19 protein-coding genes are annotated in these 16,087 nt (G+C 68.8%); 3 read left to right on the forward strand and 16 right to left on the reverse strand.

Annotated elements, in window-relative coordinates:
• Positions 1-105: 105 nt before the first annotated feature.
• The 11 genes from ACIG87_RS31700 to ACIG87_RS31750 form a co-directional block, all read right to left on the reverse strand.
• Positions 106-825: a DUF3631 domain-containing protein gene (locus ACIG87_RS31700; RefSeq protein WP_396855319.1), complete on the reverse strand. Its 720-nt coding sequence runs from the start codon at positions 823-825 to the stop codon at positions 106-108.
• Between the two features lie 545 nt (positions 826-1,370).
• A complete protein-coding gene (locus ACIG87_RS31705) occupies positions 1,371-2,138 on the reverse strand; it encodes a DUF6884 domain-containing protein (RefSeq protein WP_396855301.1) in 768 nt (255 codons plus the stop codon).
• Positions 2,135-3,031 carry a bifunctional DNA primase/polymerase gene (locus tag ACIG87_RS31710; protein WP_396855302.1) on the reverse strand — a complete coding sequence of 299 codons (897 nt, stop codon included), beginning with the start codon at positions 3,029-3,031 and terminating at the stop codon, positions 2,135-2,137. The genes ACIG87_RS31705 and ACIG87_RS31710 overlap by 4 nt, the downstream gene beginning before the upstream one ends.
• Positions 3,032-3,305: 274 nt before the next feature.
• Positions 3,306-3,536: a hypothetical protein gene (locus ACIG87_RS31715; protein ID WP_396855303.1), complete on the reverse strand. Its 231-nt coding sequence runs from the start codon at positions 3,534-3,536 to the stop codon at positions 3,306-3,308.
• Positions 3,537-3,699: 163 nt separating this feature from the next.
• On the reverse strand, positions 3,700-5,631 hold the full coding sequence (locus tag ACIG87_RS31720; RefSeq protein ID WP_396855304.1) for a conjugal transfer protein TraB: 1,932 nt from the start codon (positions 5,629-5,631) through the stop codon (positions 3,700-3,702).
• A gap of 22 nt (positions 5,632-5,653) precedes the next feature.
• A complete protein-coding gene (locus ACIG87_RS31725; RefSeq protein WP_396855305.1) occupies positions 5,654-6,031 on the reverse strand; it encodes a hypothetical protein in 378 nt (125 codons plus the stop codon).
• A gap of 18 nt (positions 6,032-6,049) precedes the next feature.
• Positions 6,050-6,517 carry a Pycsar system effector family protein gene (locus tag ACIG87_RS31730; protein WP_396855306.1) on the reverse strand — a complete coding sequence of 156 codons (468 nt, stop codon included), beginning with the start codon at positions 6,515-6,517 and terminating at the stop codon, positions 6,050-6,052.
• Between the two features lie 93 nt (positions 6,518-6,610).
• A complete protein-coding gene (locus tag ACIG87_RS31735) occupies positions 6,611-6,748 on the reverse strand; it encodes a hypothetical protein (RefSeq protein ID WP_396855307.1) in 138 nt (45 codons plus the stop codon).
• On the reverse strand, positions 6,745-7,647 hold the full coding sequence (locus ACIG87_RS31740; protein WP_396855308.1) for a DUF2637 domain-containing protein: 903 nt from the start codon (positions 7,645-7,647) through the stop codon (positions 6,745-6,747). Before ACIG87_RS31740 ends, ACIG87_RS31735 begins: the two co-directional genes overlap by 4 nt.
• Positions 7,648-7,773: 126 nt before the next feature.
• Positions 7,774-8,139, reverse strand: coding sequence for an RRQRL motif-containing zinc-binding protein (locus ACIG87_RS31745; protein ID WP_396855309.1), 366 nt, complete (start codon positions 8,137-8,139; stop codon positions 7,774-7,776).
• Entirely contained in the window at positions 8,139-8,384 is a 246-nt protein-coding gene (locus ACIG87_RS31750) for a DUF6284 family protein (protein ID WP_396855310.1), read from the reverse strand. Before ACIG87_RS31750 ends, ACIG87_RS31745 begins: the two co-directional genes overlap by 1 nt.
• A gap of 504 nt (positions 8,385-8,888) precedes the next feature.
• Here ACIG87_RS31750 and ACIG87_RS31755 point away from each other — a divergent pair.
• Together ACIG87_RS31755 and ACIG87_RS31760 are read left to right on the forward strand one after the other, a co-directional pair.
• A complete protein-coding gene (locus tag ACIG87_RS31755) occupies positions 8,889-9,209 on the forward strand; it encodes a putative quinol monooxygenase (protein ID WP_396855311.1) in 321 nt (106 codons plus the stop codon).
• Complete coding sequence (locus ACIG87_RS31760) at positions 9,206-10,444, forward strand: helix-turn-helix domain-containing protein (RefSeq protein ID WP_396855312.1); 1,239 nt, start codon at positions 9,206-9,208, stop codon at positions 10,442-10,444. Before ACIG87_RS31755 ends, ACIG87_RS31760 begins: the two co-directional genes overlap by 4 nt.
• Before the next feature lie 232 nt (positions 10,445-10,676).
• Here ACIG87_RS31760 and ACIG87_RS31765 read toward each other — a convergent pair whose 3' ends face one another.
• The 5 genes from ACIG87_RS31765 to ACIG87_RS31785 form a co-directional block, all read right to left on the reverse strand.
• The gene (locus ACIG87_RS31765; RefSeq protein WP_396855313.1) at positions 10,677-11,795 is read right to left on the reverse strand and encodes a tyrosine-type recombinase/integrase; all 1,119 of its coding nucleotides are present in this window, start codon (positions 11,793-11,795) and stop codon (positions 10,677-10,679) included.
• Positions 11,788-11,997 (reverse strand): excisionase family DNA-binding protein, encoded by a 210-nt coding sequence (locus tag ACIG87_RS31770; protein ID WP_396855314.1) that lies wholly within the window; start codon positions 11,995-11,997, stop codon positions 11,788-11,790. Before ACIG87_RS31770 ends, ACIG87_RS31765 begins: the two co-directional genes overlap by 8 nt.
• 64 nt (positions 11,998-12,061) lie before the next feature.
• Complete coding sequence (locus ACIG87_RS31775) at positions 12,062-13,579, reverse strand: replication initiator (RefSeq protein WP_396855315.1); 1,518 nt, start codon at positions 13,577-13,579, stop codon at positions 12,062-12,064.
• On the reverse strand, positions 13,569-13,862 hold the full coding sequence (locus tag ACIG87_RS31780; RefSeq protein ID WP_396855316.1) for a hypothetical protein: 294 nt from the start codon (positions 13,860-13,862) through the stop codon (positions 13,569-13,571). The genes ACIG87_RS31775 and ACIG87_RS31780 overlap by 11 nt, the downstream gene beginning before the upstream one ends.
• On the reverse strand, positions 13,862-14,710 hold the full coding sequence (locus tag ACIG87_RS31785; RefSeq protein ID WP_396855317.1) for a helix-turn-helix domain-containing protein: 849 nt from the start codon (positions 14,708-14,710) through the stop codon (positions 13,862-13,864). Before ACIG87_RS31785 ends, ACIG87_RS31780 begins: the two co-directional genes overlap by 1 nt.
• Before the next feature lie 239 nt (positions 14,711-14,949).
• Between ACIG87_RS31785 and ACIG87_RS31790 the strand changes: the two genes are divergently transcribed.
• Positions 14,950-16,032 (forward strand): XRE family transcriptional regulator, encoded by a 1,083-nt coding sequence (locus tag ACIG87_RS31790; RefSeq protein WP_396855318.1) that lies wholly within the window; start codon positions 14,950-14,952, stop codon positions 16,030-16,032.
• Positions 16,033-16,087: the final 55 nt, after the last annotated feature.

Here is a 16,087-nt window from a genome sequence, read left to right on the forward strand (position 1 = left end):
GATCTTTGTCTGGAAACTCAGATCATGGACAGGGTCCTCCCCATATCGCTAGACCTAGACCACTACGAATCCCCCCGATGGTCAAAACACGAGGGCTGGGACGGCTTAAGCCGTCCCAGCGGTCGGCTGGGCTGCGGTGGGGTGGGACGGCTTGAGCCGTCCCAGGGGGATAACCCGTCCCGGGGCTGAGCTGGGCGGGGACGGCTGGGACGGCTGGGACGCCTCCGCCGGGGGTAGGGCTTCGGGGCCGGGGCAGTAGCGCTGCCAGGCGTCGGTGAAGTCGGCTTGGTAGTAGCCCTTGACCTGCCCGTGGGGCGGCCCGAACCGGATGTTCGTGGACCGGATCTCGTACTCGGCCAGGAGCTGGCCGAGTTTCATCGCGGTGAGGCCGGTGCCGCTCTTGCCGTACTCGGCCCACGGCGCTTCGGCGTCGGCGCGCAGGTGGTCGAGCAGGATGCTGCTGGGGATGCCGGGACGGTTCTGGGTGTCGGTCACCCCGGCGGTGCGGAAGATGGCACGGCAGTCGGCCAGGAGCCGAATCCGGTCAGAGGGGACGGTGGCCCCGTCGCGAAGGGCGGTGAGGGTTTCACAGGCGCGGCGTGCCCGGTCCGGCCAAGGTCCACCGGCCAGGTCAGCGACGGCTACCAGGGGTTCCCAGGTGTCGGCGGCCCGGTCTTCGACGGGCATGGGCGGTTCTGCGGCTTCGAGGGTGGGCAGGTTCGCGCGTAGCCAGGTGGTGAGGGTCCGGGCCAGGGTCCGCAGGGCCGGGCCGTCGCGCCGGTGCCGGTACGGTGCGACCTGCTCCCCGGGTGCCCGGCGGCGCATGCGGACGACGACGGCGCGGTCTTCGATGGTGTCGGGCATCGCGCCGATGCCGGCAAGGGCGGCCATGGAGAACGTGGGGATCTTCTCCAAGCTGCGGGTGTTGTTGTCCCACCGGATCGCGGGCCGATTGCGCTGGTGGCCGGCGTTCAGCAGGCCGCGTAGGTCTTCGTTGCCCTCAGCGGCGGCCCCGAAGATGGTGTCGGCTTCGTCCACGAGCAGGGTCGGCGGGTCGTCACTGCCGATAGCCCGGTAGACAGCGGCGGGGCTGGCGTTGACGGTGATCAGCGGCGCGTAACAGGTCGCCTCCACCACGTCGAGCAGCCGAGACTTCCCGCACCGCTTCTCCGGTGCCCGGATGACCAGGCGTGGCGCGTGTGCCCACGCGGGTTGGGCGTGGCTGGCGGCGATCCACAGCGTGACCGCGTCTGCGGCTTCCGCCGAGGGCAGGATCACGTACTTGGTGAGGCAGGCGTGCACCTGGTCGAGAATGGCTGCGCCGTCGAGCTGGTCTGCGGGGTGACAACTGGGGTTGTCGTCGTGTCGGTTCATGCGGCTACTCCCTGAGAACGGGTGAGTTGGGGCCGGGTGTCAACGGTGGTTGTCGGCGTGCGCGCCAGCTCGGTGAGGCGGGCCATCTGTTCGGGCATGCCGCGTGTGCCGTCCAGGGGCCGGGTGGCGTGGGGCCAGACGGTGGTGACGAGGTCGGCGTAGTCGCGGCCGGCGAGGACGGTCACGGTGCCGGCGATGTCGATGCTCATGCGGCGTGCCTGTGCGCGCAGGGTCGGCGTGGTGACCGTGCCGGGCTGGCCTATCCGCAGGTCGTATGGCTCGATGACGGTGTCTGGGTCGAGGAGGCCGTAGTGGGCGGACAGGATGATCAGCCGGCCGCCGAGGTGGGCGGCGGCGCGGCGGCATGCCTGGTGGTAGCTGCCGGTGTACATCTGCCCAGCGGGTGCCGGGTGGGTGAGCTTGGCGGTGCCGCAGGGCACGATCACGACAGCGTCATCGCGGCCCATGACAGTGCGACGCATCCGGGTGTTGACCGGGTCGGCGTATGCCTTGCTGGCTGCTTGTCGGCTGATGCCCAACGCCCGACCCAGGTCGGCGTAGGACCAACCGTCGATGAGGACCAGGTCGACGCCGAGCCACTCGCGCGCCTCACGTACCGCTGCTTCGAGGTTGGCGAGGGCGGCCAGCGCGGCAGACGGCGCAGCAGCGGCTTCTACAGCGGCGACGGCAGCGGTCAGGTGACCGGTTGCCGCGCGGAGCTGGAGCGGGCGGTGACAACCAGGGTTGTCACCAGACACGGTCACGCGGCGAGTCCTTCGGCGCGAAAGCCACCTCGGATGGCGGCGCGGATATCCCGATCGGTCTGCTCTGCCTGGTGCCCAGCGGTAGTGAGTGCCGCTATCGCGTCGTCGTGGTTGATGGCTCCGGCGGTGACCATGCGGGCGATGCCTCGGGCTGCGCCGTAGAGGGTGGTCCGGCGGCTGCCCTGCGGGGCGGTGGTGACCGCGTGGAGGTGTGCGGCGAGTAGCCGGTCGGGATGGGAGATGCCCTCCGCCTGGCGGGTGCTGGTCGGCGTGTGCGCCGGGACCGGGATCGGTGCGGGCGGGGCCGGTCGGCAGACGTCAACCAGCGCGGGGGGCATCTCCTGCATCTCCCTGTTCGGCGCCCACCGGTACGGGCGGCCCGTGCGCGGGTGCACGCTCGGGGGCAGCACCACGTAGCCGCCGTCGGCTTTGACGTCGATGCCGGGGCCGAGTCCCTGTCCGGGCTTGCCCTGACTGCACTGCACGGGCGTGCCGGGGTGCCGGTAGTACAGATGCAGGCCACCCGACCCGGTCACCACGTAGGCCGTAGGCGGCAACAAGCCGTCAGCGATGAGCGCGTTCATGGTGTCCCTGCCACCGTGGGCGGGGTCGACGTCGACCACGACGGTGCCGGATGCGGCACCGGTACGCAGGGCGAGCTGCCCGGTAGGGACGGCGGCCACGATCGCGGCGACCCGCTCCAGATCGGTGCTCGCGGCGTAGAAGCCGTGGCAGGTCAGGCAGGCGCAGCCTTCCCGGTCGTGGTCGGGACCGGCGGCGGTGCAGGTGGGGCAGTTGGCGAGGGGTCGTTTCGAGCGGGCGAGCATGAACACGGGCCAGCCGCGTTCGGCGTAGGTGAGGGCGGGGGCGAGCAGGGCAGGCGTGTCGGGCATGGCGCTCCTCTCGGGTTCGTTCAGGGACGTCGATGGGGGCTCGGGCCGTCCGGCCAGGGCATTCGGGGTGTGGACCGGGCACCGTGGCCCTTGCAGGTAGGGGCGGACACCATCGGGGTGGTGGCAGTAGCGCCGATCCGTACCGATCCAGTGCCCGCACCGGGTGCCGTGCGGGGGCATGGGCCGCTCCTTCCCGGGTGCGGCGTGACGATGGCCAGCGCCGGGCGGGCACTGGCCATTCGGTGGTGAGGGCGCGAAGCGCGCCGTTCAGGTGTTAGCGGTGGGGCCGCAGCAGCGCCCAGACCACGAACACGACGACGGCCACGACCACCGCGACGGCCAGGAGCCAACCGCTGAGGTCGCGCAGGAGCCATCCGGTCATGCGGGCGCGGGCGAGTGTGGCGTCGGCGTACCAGGCGACGCGTTCGACGCGACGGCCGAGCGGCACGCCGAGGATCAGGCCGAGCAGAATGCCAAGGGCGAGCCCGATCAGGGGCAGGGTCATGAGGGACTCCGGGGAGGCGTGGCCGGTTACGGATTGTGGATGGTGGTGGGGTGTGAGCGTTTGAACGGTGCCGTGTGAACGGGGTGTGCGAACGGCCCTTTACTAGGACCCGGGCGGCCCCGTTTACACGGTGCAAACGGGGCCGCTGATGGGTGACGGTGGGTTACGCCGGGGTGGGTATGCGGATCTTGTAGGTGCCTCGGTCGGTCTTGCGGAGCATGGCGTCGGGGCCGGTCGCCAGGTGGCTGAGTGCCTTGCGAATCCAGCCGTATCCGAGGCCGGTGGCGGCGATGACGTCGCCCAGCTCACCCGGTCGCACGACGTCCACACCGGAGTCGTGCAGGTCGAACAGATGCCCGCGCAAGTGCTCGTACGCCTCTTCGCTGGACATGGCCGGTTGACGCAGCCCGAGGGGGATGCGGGGCATACCGGGTGGGATACGGATCGGTTCGGCGGGGTCGACGTTGTCGGGTGGGTCGTTGGGGTTGATGGCCTGGTTGGGTTCGTCGTCGTGGTCGGTGCCGTCGTCGGTCATGGTCGGCTCCGGGCGGGAGCGGGGTGCCGGTCGCGCAGGCTCCGGACGGGTGCCGGTGGTGGGTTGTCCGCCGAGGTACGGCGCGACGGCGTCGGCGCGGTGGTCTTCGTCGGCGACGTAGCTGCGGCAGGGCATCGACCACCGGGTGGTGTCGGTACCGGGAACCTCGGCATAGAGGTAGCCCGGCTTGGTGTTCTTCCACGCCCACGGCATCGCCCCCGCGTCGAGCGTGGCCTCGGACAGGGCCATGCCCGCGTCAACGTCCTTGTCGACCCCCAGGCAGATCGACCCGGGAATGTTCGCCCGCGCCGAGGTCGGGAACCGGTCGTGGCTGGCGCGCTGCAACCCGAACACCAGGCTGATGCCCGCACTCCGGGCCGCCTCGGTGAGTTCGGTGACCAGGGGGTTCCCGGCGGCGACCTGTGACGCCTCGTCGATGATGGCGACCCGGTAGCGGGGGCACTGCCGGCAACCTCGGGTCCACTGCTTGTGGCCGTGTGCGCCGATCTGGCGTGCCCGGCCGGTGATGTCGGTGTAGAGGTCTTCCAGCAGTTCGTTCGTGTCGTCCTCGGTCCCGGCGGTCCGGGCGGCCCCTTGGATGGCCCAGGTGGGGAGTTGGTCGAACTTGCGGGGGTCGGCCAGCCACAGTTCCGCGTCGGGGCGGGAGATGACCTCAGCGGCGATGTTGAGAATGACCTCGGTCTTGCCCGCGCCGGACATGCCCACGATCAGGAAGTGCGCCGCGTTCCGCCCCGCCGCGTGGTCACCCGGCAGCCACAACGTCAACGGTTCGCCGTCTTCCATCACCCCCAGCACGATCGGCTCCGCGATCGACCGACCCGGGGCGGACAGGCCGGGCCAGGGAACCATCGCGCGGAGCTGGTCGACGGGGACGACTTCGACCCTCCCGCGTCGGGCGGAGTCCGGGTCGGGGATGACCCGCACCGCCGTCTCCGGCACGTCGAGCGCCGAGGCGAGGGCGGCCCGGTCGGCGGCGAGTTCCCGCACCGACGTACCCGCTTCCAGGGTCACCGCGGCTGCCGCTTTCGCGCCCTTGATGGTGGGTCGGGCCACACTGGCGTTACGGAGACTCTTCACCGCTTCGGCCAGCCCACCCCCGGCGGTGGCCGGGTCGTCGCCGTCGCCGTTGCGCAGCACCCGTATGACGGCCATGGCGATGGTCGCGGTGGGTGCGCCGATGAGCCACATGTCCGACCACGGTGACGACCAGGGGCCGGCGATCGTCGCGCCGATCGCCCACACCGACCCGGCCACACACGTGGTGGTGGCCACGGCGCGGCGGACGATGCCCCGGGCGGCGGCGGCCCGCCACGTCAACGACGTCAACGCCGTACCGGCGAGCGTGAGACCGGCGGCAGCCGCACCGATCGATGCAGGTTGGTCGCCCCACCGCCAGTGGGCCAGGCCGGTAGCGACGGCCAGACCGACCGACCCGGTCGGGGTGACCAGGTACGGCCACAACGGCAGCCGCACCGTGTGCACAGCGGCCAGCCCAGACGGGTCGGAGAACCCGCCGTTCTTCGGCATCCGTGACTTCACGACTGTTCCTCCCTTCCTTGGGTTAGGCGGTGAACTTGAAGTCGGGGCGGCGGGTGCCCCGGTAGCCGACCTGCTCCAACTCGGGCATGTAGGCGGTGACGAACCGGTTGTTCGCCGTGATCACGTACTGACTCGCGATCACCAGAGCCTCACTGGCCTGTTGGATGGGCTTGGCTACCTGCCGGGCGCGCGCCCGTGCGGTCAGGCCACCGACGACGACGGCTCCACCGCCGACCCGCCGCAAGCGGGCGTCCAGCTCGCTGGCGGTGATCCCGAGTTCCAGGGCGGCGGCGTGCAGGATTCGGCGGGTGCTCTCGCACCACTCGATCAGAGCGTGGTTGTCCGTCAGGGAATCCGCACCAGAGAACAGCGTGCGACCCTGCGGGTGGGTGTTCGACACGAAACGACTCCTTCGTGGTCAGGCGAGGGTGGTGAGCAGGGCAGTGAGCGCGGTGCCGACCAGGCCGGCCAGCAGCAGATCCACAGCGGTCCGGACCCGCCGGTACTTGCGCACGGCCGTACGGGACAGCCACACGAGGTGGTGCGCCCGTTCGGCGGCGGCGGACAGCGGCGGGGCGGTGGCCTCGGTCATCAGGTCACCCGGCGCGGTCCCGGCGTAGCGGACCAGACCGTGACCACCACCGAGGCACGGGCGGACCGCACCGGCCAGCAGTGCCACCGCCGTGCCGACCAGAGCGACGGTGGTGACCCCGGCGGCCAGCGCGGGGCCGGGCAGGTCGGTGCGGGCAAGGATTGCCACGCCGACCGTCACAGCGGCACCGGCGACGGCCATCAGGGTGGAGGCTTTGGTGTCGGCGCGGGCGAGTTCGGCGCGGACTTCGGTGATCCGGTCGGTGAACCACGCCGGATCGGGTACTGGCACCATCAGAGGTGCCCTCCTCTCACATGGGGGGTTGGGTGACCGGACCGGCGGCACAGCACGGGTTTCCAGGCCATGGGGCTGTGTCGCCGGGCGGGGTCAGCGGGCGGGTTTCGCCGCGTGGGGGCGGTTGAGGTTGCGGGAGTTGACGTGCCGCCAGTACGGGTGGCTGCCCTCGTCAACCCACTCGATGACGCCGTGGCAGGTGCCGCACACGTCCTGCTGCCGGTGGGTCATCGCTTCGCCGCGGCGTTGATCCGACCGCCCAGCTCGACCAGGCAGATCGACGCGACGACCACCAGCCCGTCGACGGACAGCGGGAGTAGGTACTGCGCCCCGTTGGTCTCTCCGTAGTGGGCGGCGACGGAGGCCATGTGCCAGTAGGACACCCACGCGGCGATCCCCGCGATCAGCGCCGTCGCCGCCCACCGGCCGATCGCCAGCCGACGCGAGTGCACCGGCACCCGGGAGATCAGCTCGATCGTCAGCAGCAGTGCCAGAGGTGACCAGGCGGAGATGACCTGACTGATGATCTCGTCACGGGCGTGGAGCACGTTGCCCGCGATCGACGCGGCCACCCCGAGCGCGAGCACCAACCGCACCGCCCACCGGATGCGCTTGAACTGCCTGACCTGCCCAGCCTCAGGCCGCTCCGGCACCGGCTTCGGGTCGGAGATGGGCTTCGGGTCGGGGGTAAGGGTGATCTTCGGACCCGGGTGTCCGTCCACCCGGACCTGCGACGACTCACCCATCACCGGGCGACGGCGGAGCCACCCCCGACCCGGGCGGGACACCTCCGTGGGCACCGGGTCCACCGCCACCGGCACCGGGTCCGACGTCGGGGCCGGAACCGGGCCGATCGGCTCCGCGTAGTCCCACACCACCAGGTCCGGGCCGACCACCAGGTCCGGGCCGACGACCGGGTCGGGGGTAACGACCGGGTCGGGGGTAACGACCGGGTCGGGGGTGCGGGTCAGCAGTCGTTCGCGTAGCTCGGTGGCCTTCGGTGCGCCGATCTTGAACTGCTTCTGAAGGCGGTTGCGGGAGGGGACCTCGCCGAGCTGGTCGGTCAGCGCCAACGCGCCCGGGTAGAGGTCATCGACACTGCGGGGGTGGACGCTGGCGGGAGCGGTCATCGAAGGGTCTCCTTCATGGTCGGGGTCTCGCTGTTGAGGGCGTGGGCGATAGCGAACGGGGCGAGCATCACGGCGGTGCCGCCCAGCACGATGAGCAGCAGAACCAGCACGATCACGGGGTGCCTCCTAGGCACACAGGGGCGAGCACTCGGTGCACTCGCCCAGCGAGCGCGGGATGTAGTAGGGGCGCACCCGCTCGCAGGTCGGACAGGTACGGCGGGCCAACAGAGCGGCGCGGACCGCGCGGAGCTGGGCGGGAGTGGCGGTGCGCTTCGGCCGGGCCAGGTCGACCCGGTAGAGGTAGGCGGCGCGGGTGCCGCCGACGCCACGCCAGAGCACCTGCGCGGCGACCGGCTGACCACCAGGCCGCAACCCGGCGGCGCGGAGTTGACGGCGGGTGGCGTAACCGGGCGGGGCACCCCGCCACCAGTAGGTAGGGATACCGAACCGTGTGCCGTCCGGATCGTTGAAGGCGGCCCGGATGCGGGACATCAGGCGACCCGGAACGCGGCCTGCCCGACGGCCGGTCGCCCGGCCAACTCGGCGGCGACGCGGGTAACGCGGGACTCGGCCCGGCGCAACCTGCGCCAGTCCAACGGCGACGGGCCGCCCCGGTCGTCGGCGTAGAACAGGCTGATCTCGGCGTCGAGCACGTCCAACTCGGCGGCGATCAACGGCCACTCGGCGTCAATCGCGGCCAGGTCGACAGTGGTCGGCTCCATCTCGGCGGGGGTCACTTCGATCGGTTCCTCTCGGTACGGCGAGAACGCGACGGCAGGACGGGTAAGCAGGGCGGTCCGGGCGTCACACGGACCAGCAGCAGAGCGCCGGGGCTGGGGCCGCACCGTGACAGCGCGACCCCGCCCACGACGGGGGATCAGAGGCAGAAGCAACCGCGCGCCAAGATCAGCCCACTCGGCCCGCTCGCTCGGGACATACCGAGGTCGGCCACCATGTGGATCAAGGCGGGCATACCGCAGACGGATCAAACGCGGCACTCCTGCTGTGGAGTTGTCAACTAACGACCTGATCCGGCGGCCCATGGGCGTGCGGCAACGTGTGCCGTCGTTCCCCGGACCATCCAGCCGGCTAGCTAGCAGTACTGCTGAGCTGCGGCGTTGCCGCGACTCGCAGTAGCAGTGCGACCATAACCCGCAGAGAAACTGCGAGTCAAGAGAATCTGCGGTTGGCAGTGTCTCTGTGAGTCTGTCAAGCTGGAGTGTGACTACATGGGAGGTGCCGTGAGCAGGGGATTTGGCTTGGTTGTTCGCTTCGAGCTGCGAGACGCGACCGCCGCCGCAGAGTTCGACAGGCTTGTTGCCCAGACAGGGCCAGAGATCGACCGATTGGAGCCGGACACGCTGGCGTACGTGATCCACACCGTCCCGACCGAGCCGCTCGTTCGCGTGTTCTACGAGCTTTACGCCGACCGCGCGGCCTTTGACTTTCACGAGGAACAACCCCACGTGAAGCGTTTCCTTGCCGAACGCGAGCAGTATCTGAGCGGGGTTGATGTGACGTTCGTGCAAGCCGAGTCCGGAAAGGGGTTGATGCGCGCATGAGCGCAGAAGAAAGCCGTGCATTCGGGTTGCGAATTGCCGAACTGCGCAAGCAGCGTGGCATGAAACAGGAGGAATTGGCGGCGATCCTCGGCCGCACCGCGAGTTGGCTTTCACAGGTGGAGCGTGGCGTTCAACCGGTCAACCGGCTAGACGTTCTCCGGATGCTCGCGGACGGACTTGGTGTGCCGATTCAGACGTTGCGACCGGATACACCGGCTCCCGCATCGGTGCCGGCCGAACATGTAGGCGCGCCGAACGATCTGGACCAAGCGCGCTTGACCATATCGGGCTACCCGGTGCCGGACGTTCTCCTTGCGGCAAATGTCGCCGAATCGGTCGTTGATGTCGGCGAATTGAAGACCGCAGTAGACGCGGTTTGGAAGCTGGCCCATGAAAGTCGATTCGCGGAGTTGAGTTCCGCGATCGGCCCACTCATTCCGCGATTGGAGCGAGCCGCCCGCACCGCTCAGGGTGCAGATCAGCCGACGCTATGGCTCCTGCTAAGCCGCACGTATCAAGCCCTATCTGCCGCTTTCGTTCGACAGGACGAACCCGACGCGGCATGGCTGGCGGCAGACCGATCGATCAGCGCAGCCGAACGGTCGGGCGAGGTACTGCATGTCTTTGCGGGCGTCTACCGCCTCGCACAGGCGTTCGTCCGACTTAAGCACTTGGACCAGGGGGAGCATGCAGCTACAACGGCGGTGAATGCTCTACGCCAGTACGTAAGCGGAGCTACCGCAAACCCGGAGGCGTTGTCTGTCCTGGGCTCGCTTCATCTAGCGTTGGCGCTGGTTCACGCGCGGTCAGGAAACCGCGCAGATGCCCGCCGGGAAATCGAGAATGCGCGAGAGATATCCGGAAAGCTTGGCGCGGACCGAAATGACCTGAATCTAGAATTCGGTCCAACCAATGTCGACATTCAGGCTGTCTCGATCGCGGTCGACTTGGGCGACGCGGGAGAGGCTATCGACATCGGGGAACGGATCAACGCTGAGCAGTTGTCGATAGAGCGACGTGCGCGGCTAGCGATGGATCTTGGTCGTGCCTGTGCGCAGCGCAGGCAGAGCGGCGAGGCGTTGGCGTACCTGCTCGAAGCCGAGAAGATGGCACCGGAGCTCATTCAAACTCACGTTGCCGCCCGAAACGCAATCCGCGAACTGATTCTGATCGCCGGCCGTGCGGCATCACCCGAGCTAAAGGCGCTGGCGGATCGGGCGGATGCGCAGCCGTGAGCATCGGGCCATTAGCGGGCCATTGCGGTGGGCTACGTGAGGTCACACCAGGCCACGCGCTTCGTCGCTGAGCTGCCAGACGGAGCGATCACCTGGGGGTCTTGTACGGTTCCCAAGCTGACAGTGCGGGTTCGATTCCCGTCACCCGCTCCACCACGAAGGCCCTGACCAGGATGCGAATCCGAGTCAGGGCCTTCGATGTTCCTACCGCTTCTTGCGTTGTCCGTGCCCGCTACGTGCCCGATCCACGGGTCTGCTCGATCTGGGAGCTGAGTGCGTCGGCGATGCGTTCGTCATGCTCCTGCGCGGTGTGCTGGTAGATCATCGCGGCGCGGGTGGAGGCGTGACCCATTCGGGCCATCAGGTCGGCGAGGCTCGCGCCGGTGCGAGAGGCAAGAGTGTTGCCGGTGTGCCGCAGGTCGTGAAAGTGGAAGCCGGGCAGGCCGACCATTACGACCGAGTCACGCCACTTGCAGGCGGTTTGGAAGTTGGAGCGGCGCAGTACAGCGCCCTTCGCTCCGGTGAAGACAAGCGCGTCCTGGTGGTCATCGACGAAGTCGTCCAGGTGTGAGCGAATGTCGCGGCGGATCGCGTCGGGAACGGTGACGGTCCGGATGCCGGCATCGGTCTTGGGTGGCCCGAAGGCGAGGCTTCCGTCTGAGCGCTCGACCAGAGTCGCGCGGACCGTGACGGTCCTACAGCGCGGGTCGATGTCGCGGCGGCGTAGCGCGGCGAGTTCTCCGTAACGGAGGCTTGCGAAGGCGGCGAGCAGGACCAAGGCGCGAAGCCGGCCGGGCACGATGTCGGCAAGTTGGAAGACCTGGGCCACGGTGGCGATAGGCCGCTCAGCCGCACGTTCGATGCCGGCACCCTTGATCCGGCAGGGGTTGCGCCGGATGAGTTCGTCATCAACGGCGGTGTTCAGGACGGCACGAAGTAGCCGGTACGCCTTGGCCGCCATCGACTGGCTGACGCCTTCGGCCATGAGGTCGGCGCGCCACGCGCGGACAACACCGGGCGTGATGTCGCTCAGCAGGCGATCACCCATGGTGGGTTCGAGATACCTGCGGTAGAGCCAGCGATAGAGATCCAGGGTCCGGGGACGAAGTCCGGGGCGGTGATCGATCCACTCGGTCAGGTAAGGGCCGAGAGCGACCCGGCCGAGGTTGGGGTCACGCCAGGTGCCCTTGAGGATGTCGGCCTCGATGGTGGCAAGCCAACGGTCCGCGTCGGTCTTGCTGTGGAACGTGTGCGGTGCCGGTCGGTCGATGCCGTCTGGGCCGAGGTAGCGGGCTTGGAAGCGGCCTGAGGGTAGCTTGCGGACGCGGCCGAAGCGTCGCTTGTTAGCCATAGACGTGTTCTCCCTTCCGGTAGTGCAGGACAGGCCGGATGGCGTCAATGCGGCCTTGACGGATGTAGTCGGTGATGTCGTCGGGGTGGAACCGGACGTACTTGCCGACCTTGTAGAAGCGGATGCGGCGCTCAGCGACGATGCGGCGAACGAAGCGGACTCCGGTGCCGAGACGCTTCGCGGCCTGCTCGACGGTGAGCATGTCGACGTCGCGGGGTTCGTTCAGGGCGTTGCTCCTCTCGTGATGACGGCAGGGCCCTGCCTGATCAGGCAGCAGTGGTGATCTCCTCTCGTGCGATCTGTTGCCGTTCTCGGGCGAGGGCGGCGGCGGTGTTGGCGAGGAGGGCGTCTCCGGTGGTGCGCCAGCCGGAGCCGGCGTAGGACAGCAGCCCGACGATGAGCGTGGTCTCTTCCGGCTGGTGGGCTTGTTCGTGGCCGCTTTCGGTGCGTCGCCAGATGACCCGGGCGTCGCGCAGGAGTTGGAAGGTGACGGAGTAGCGGCGGCTTTTGGTGAGGAAGTGGCCGCCGAAGCCGAGCATGTGCGCCCACCTGCGCAGGCGTTGCCAGTCGCGATGACCACCGAGGGTCCAGCAGGCATCGATGAGCCGTTCGGGGTGGGTGCCGTGTTCGTTGGCGTAGAGGTCGATGGTGTCGCCGTCGAGGCGGCGGGAGACGTGCCCGGTGGCCTCGGTCGACTTGGTGGCGTACTTGGCGAGGTAGCCGGCGACTTTGCCGTCGGTGATGTCGCCGTCGGCGTTGACGGGTCGGGTGTCGACCTGTTCGCCCCAGCCGATGCGCCACCCGGCAGGCCGGATCGGGTGCGGCGCGGTGGTGAAGGCGACGGTGTTCACGGCGTGGGTGACGGCGGCGGCCAGGTCGTCGACGTCGAACCCGTCCGGCGGTGGGATCACGGCGGTCGGGTCGGTGGGGTCGACGCCGTCGAGGCGGACGATGGCGTGGTAGTGCACGACGCCGCGTCGTTGCATCTCGGCGACCTTGCCGAAGGACAGCTTGATCGGTGGGACGCGGCGAACCGTGCCGCTGGCGCTGACCTGCTCCACCCAGGCGATGCCGAGGGTGCGGGCGCGGGCGCGGAGATGTCGGTTGAGGGCGATGGTGGTGCGGCGCCACAGTTCGGGGGCGGTGGTGTTCCACACGACCTGCGCGTGGTGGTCGTAGCAGTCCAGGCACAACGGCACACCCAACGCCGGGTCATCCTCGGCATGGATGCGGTGACACGCCGTCGGCAGGCCGTGGGGACAGTCGGTGGACTGGCGGCGGGGGCGGCAGGGGATCGGGTTGCCGTGCTGGTTGGTGCGGCGGGTGTGGACGGGGCCGAAGGAGGGTGCGGTGAGGGTGACGAACACCGCCGGATGCGCGGCCACCGTGGGCGGGATGCCTTTGCCGCCGACGAGGCCGGCACGGACGACCTGGTAGGCGTCGCGTTGGTAGGTGTGGGCGCAGGACGGGCAGACCGCGTGGCGGCGGTTGCCGCACGGCTTGTAGATCTCCCCGTCCGGCAGGTCGGCGGTGGCGACCATGGTGAGGAGCTGGCCGGTGGTCTTGTCGACGGTGGCGACCTCGCCGGCGAGGCGGATCGGGTGGGAGCAGCCGGCGGCTGCGGTGACGTGGTGCAGCCAGCCGAAGTAGTCCGGGCCGGTGGCCCGGAGGAACGCGGCGTGGTCGCGGCCGACAAAGCCGGTCGGGTCGGCGTGGTGGGGCCGGAGCCCCGGACCAGACGGGTATGCCTGGTCCGGGACGCCGGTGGTGCGGTCAGCGGCCACGGGTGCGGGCCGCCTTGGTGGGCAGGTGGTGGATCGGACCGGTGCCGAACGTGTTCGGCTGGTCGAAGATCCGGCCGAGGAGGGAGGCCATGTAGGTGGGCAGGTCGGCCCGGTGGTGTTCCCACAGGTAGAAGTCGCGGACGAGGTGGTAGGTCTTCGGCAGTTCCACGCCGTCACGGGCGGCGAGGATCTTCATACGGCCGATGAGTTGGACGGTTTCCCAGCCCCGGGCAAGCCGGGGTTGACGCCACCGGTAGGCGGCAGGGGTCGGGGTGGTGGTCATCAGGCCACCGCCTGCATGGGGGCGGTCGGCAGGACCGGGATGGCGGTGGCGGTGATGCTGTCGAGGCTGGTCAGGTAGAGCCGGGACAGCGGGCCGTTGGCCAGGGCACGTAGGTGGATGACGGGGGCGAACGCGGCAGGACAGCCGTCGATGCCCGTGCGGACGATCAGGTCGTCGTCGACCCGGAGGATCGTGGTGGACAGGGTGCCGGGGTACCGGCTGACAGTGATGCCCTGTCCGGCCAGGGGCAGGTAGGCGGCTTCGGCCTGCATGGCGCGGACCTTGTCGATGCCGTCGGTGGCGGCGTTCGGATCGGTGACGATGATCCGAACGTGGATGCCCTGGTGGGCCTTGTCGGCCAGGAGCCGGGGCAGGTTGGGGATGAGGTCGGACAGGGCGAGGTCGCCCATGATGACGATGCGCTGTTGCGCGTCGGTGAGGAGCCGACCCCACAGGTTGGGCGGCACGGCGGCACGGCCGGGCCAGCAGGCGGTCAGTTCGTCGGTCCCGTCGATCTTGCTGATACGGGTGCCGTGGATACGCGGCCACAGGTAGGTGACATCCACGTCGAGCAGTCGCGCCGCCTGGTAGGCGATACGCGGATACGGGGTGCGGTTGGCGTTGCCGATCCACCGTTCGACGGTCTTGGGATCGACGCCGAGTTTGCCGGCGAAGTCAGCCGGCGACTCACCGAGCGAGAGCAGAGTCTCACGGAGCCGCTCGTTGCAACGAACAGCGGTACGGGGGGCAATGGTGCGGGTGTCGTGGAGCCGGATGTCAGCGGGAGACAGGTGCGAGTGAGCACCGGTAGGCGTGTCGCAGGTCGTCTCAACAGGGGTCGACGCCACCGGCCGGAGCCGGTTAACAGACGGCAGGGCCGGGGCGTTCGTCTGAAGACCCGAGACGCGATACGCAGGGACATGGGTACGCTGAACAGGCATCGTGTGGTCCTTTCGCAGGGGAACCGATGCACCGGCCTCGACGGGTTGCAGCCCGTCGGGGCCTCTTCTGTGGCGAGAGTACCAAGTCAGTTGGTAATCGCCAAGGTTGGTTGGGGAGTGGGCTTGTAGGTCGCCCGAACCCAACGATGACCTTGATTGCCGTCGAACGGCAGGTGTCACTACGGGGACAGGAAGAAGTCCCCTGTCATGTCACCGGCCACGAGAGCAATACTGGCGACATGGGCGGAGACGAGCTTGGCAACGACGACCGGCCGGTTTGGGCAATGAGGCTGCGCTCGGAGCGAACCGCGCGAGGCTGGTCGCAGGGTGATGCTGTCCGAGCATTGCGCGCTCATTCCAACGAGTCGCTACCTGGGGACAGCACCCTGTTGCGCAACTGGAAGCGGTGGGAGTCGGGAAGCTCCGAGCCTGACAACTTTTACAAGAGCCTGATTGCCAAGACGTTCGGAACGGTCACCGCAGCGTTCTTCCCGCCTCAGAGCACGCAGGCCGCTGACCGATTGCTCTTGTCCGGCACCGGCATGGAGACGCTGGAAATCCTTGCCCGAGTCCGCGCATCCGATGTCTCGCCAGCGACCCTGGAAGCTCTCCGCATTACGGCCGATCGGCTTTGCTGCGAGTACCCGTATATGCGATCCGAGGATCTCTACTCGGAGGGACGCGCTTGGCTGCGGCGGATCACGTCGCTGATGGATCGGAGGCTCACCCTTGCACAGCATCGGGAGGTGCTGACCCTCGCTGGCTGGGTAGCCTTGCTGGTCGGATGCGTCGAGTACGACATGGGGAACCGGCGGGCAGCCGAGGGAACCCGCAGGGCGGCGCTGTCGCTCGGGGAAGAGGCCGGCAACCCCGCTGTCGTCGGGTGGGCATACGAAATGCGTGCCTGGTACGCCCTTACCCAGGGCGATTATCGGGGCGTCATCGCTGCGGCCGAGGCTGGCGAGGCGGCAGCGGCAAGTCAGAGTGCGGCAGTACAGCTGGCGGCTCAGCAGGCAAAGGCTTGGGCACGGCTCGGAGACCGACGACAGGTGGAGACGACTCTCGACCGTGGGCGGCGGATGCTCGAAGCACTGCCCTACCCGGAGGACACCGACCATCACTTCGTCGTTGATCCCGCCAAGTTCGATTTCTACGCGATGGACTGCTATCGAATCGCGGGCGAGGACCGCCTAGTACTCCAACGTCACCTGGCCTGTCTGCGCTGGTAGTGGGATCGTCGGGCTCGGGCTTGGGATGTTCGCCGCCAGTACGACCAGTGCAGGA

This window comes from Micromonospora sp. NPDC051925, assembly GCF_044548625.1.
Classification (GTDB): domain Bacteria; phylum Actinomycetota; class Actinomycetes; order Mycobacteriales; family Micromonosporaceae; genus Micromonospora.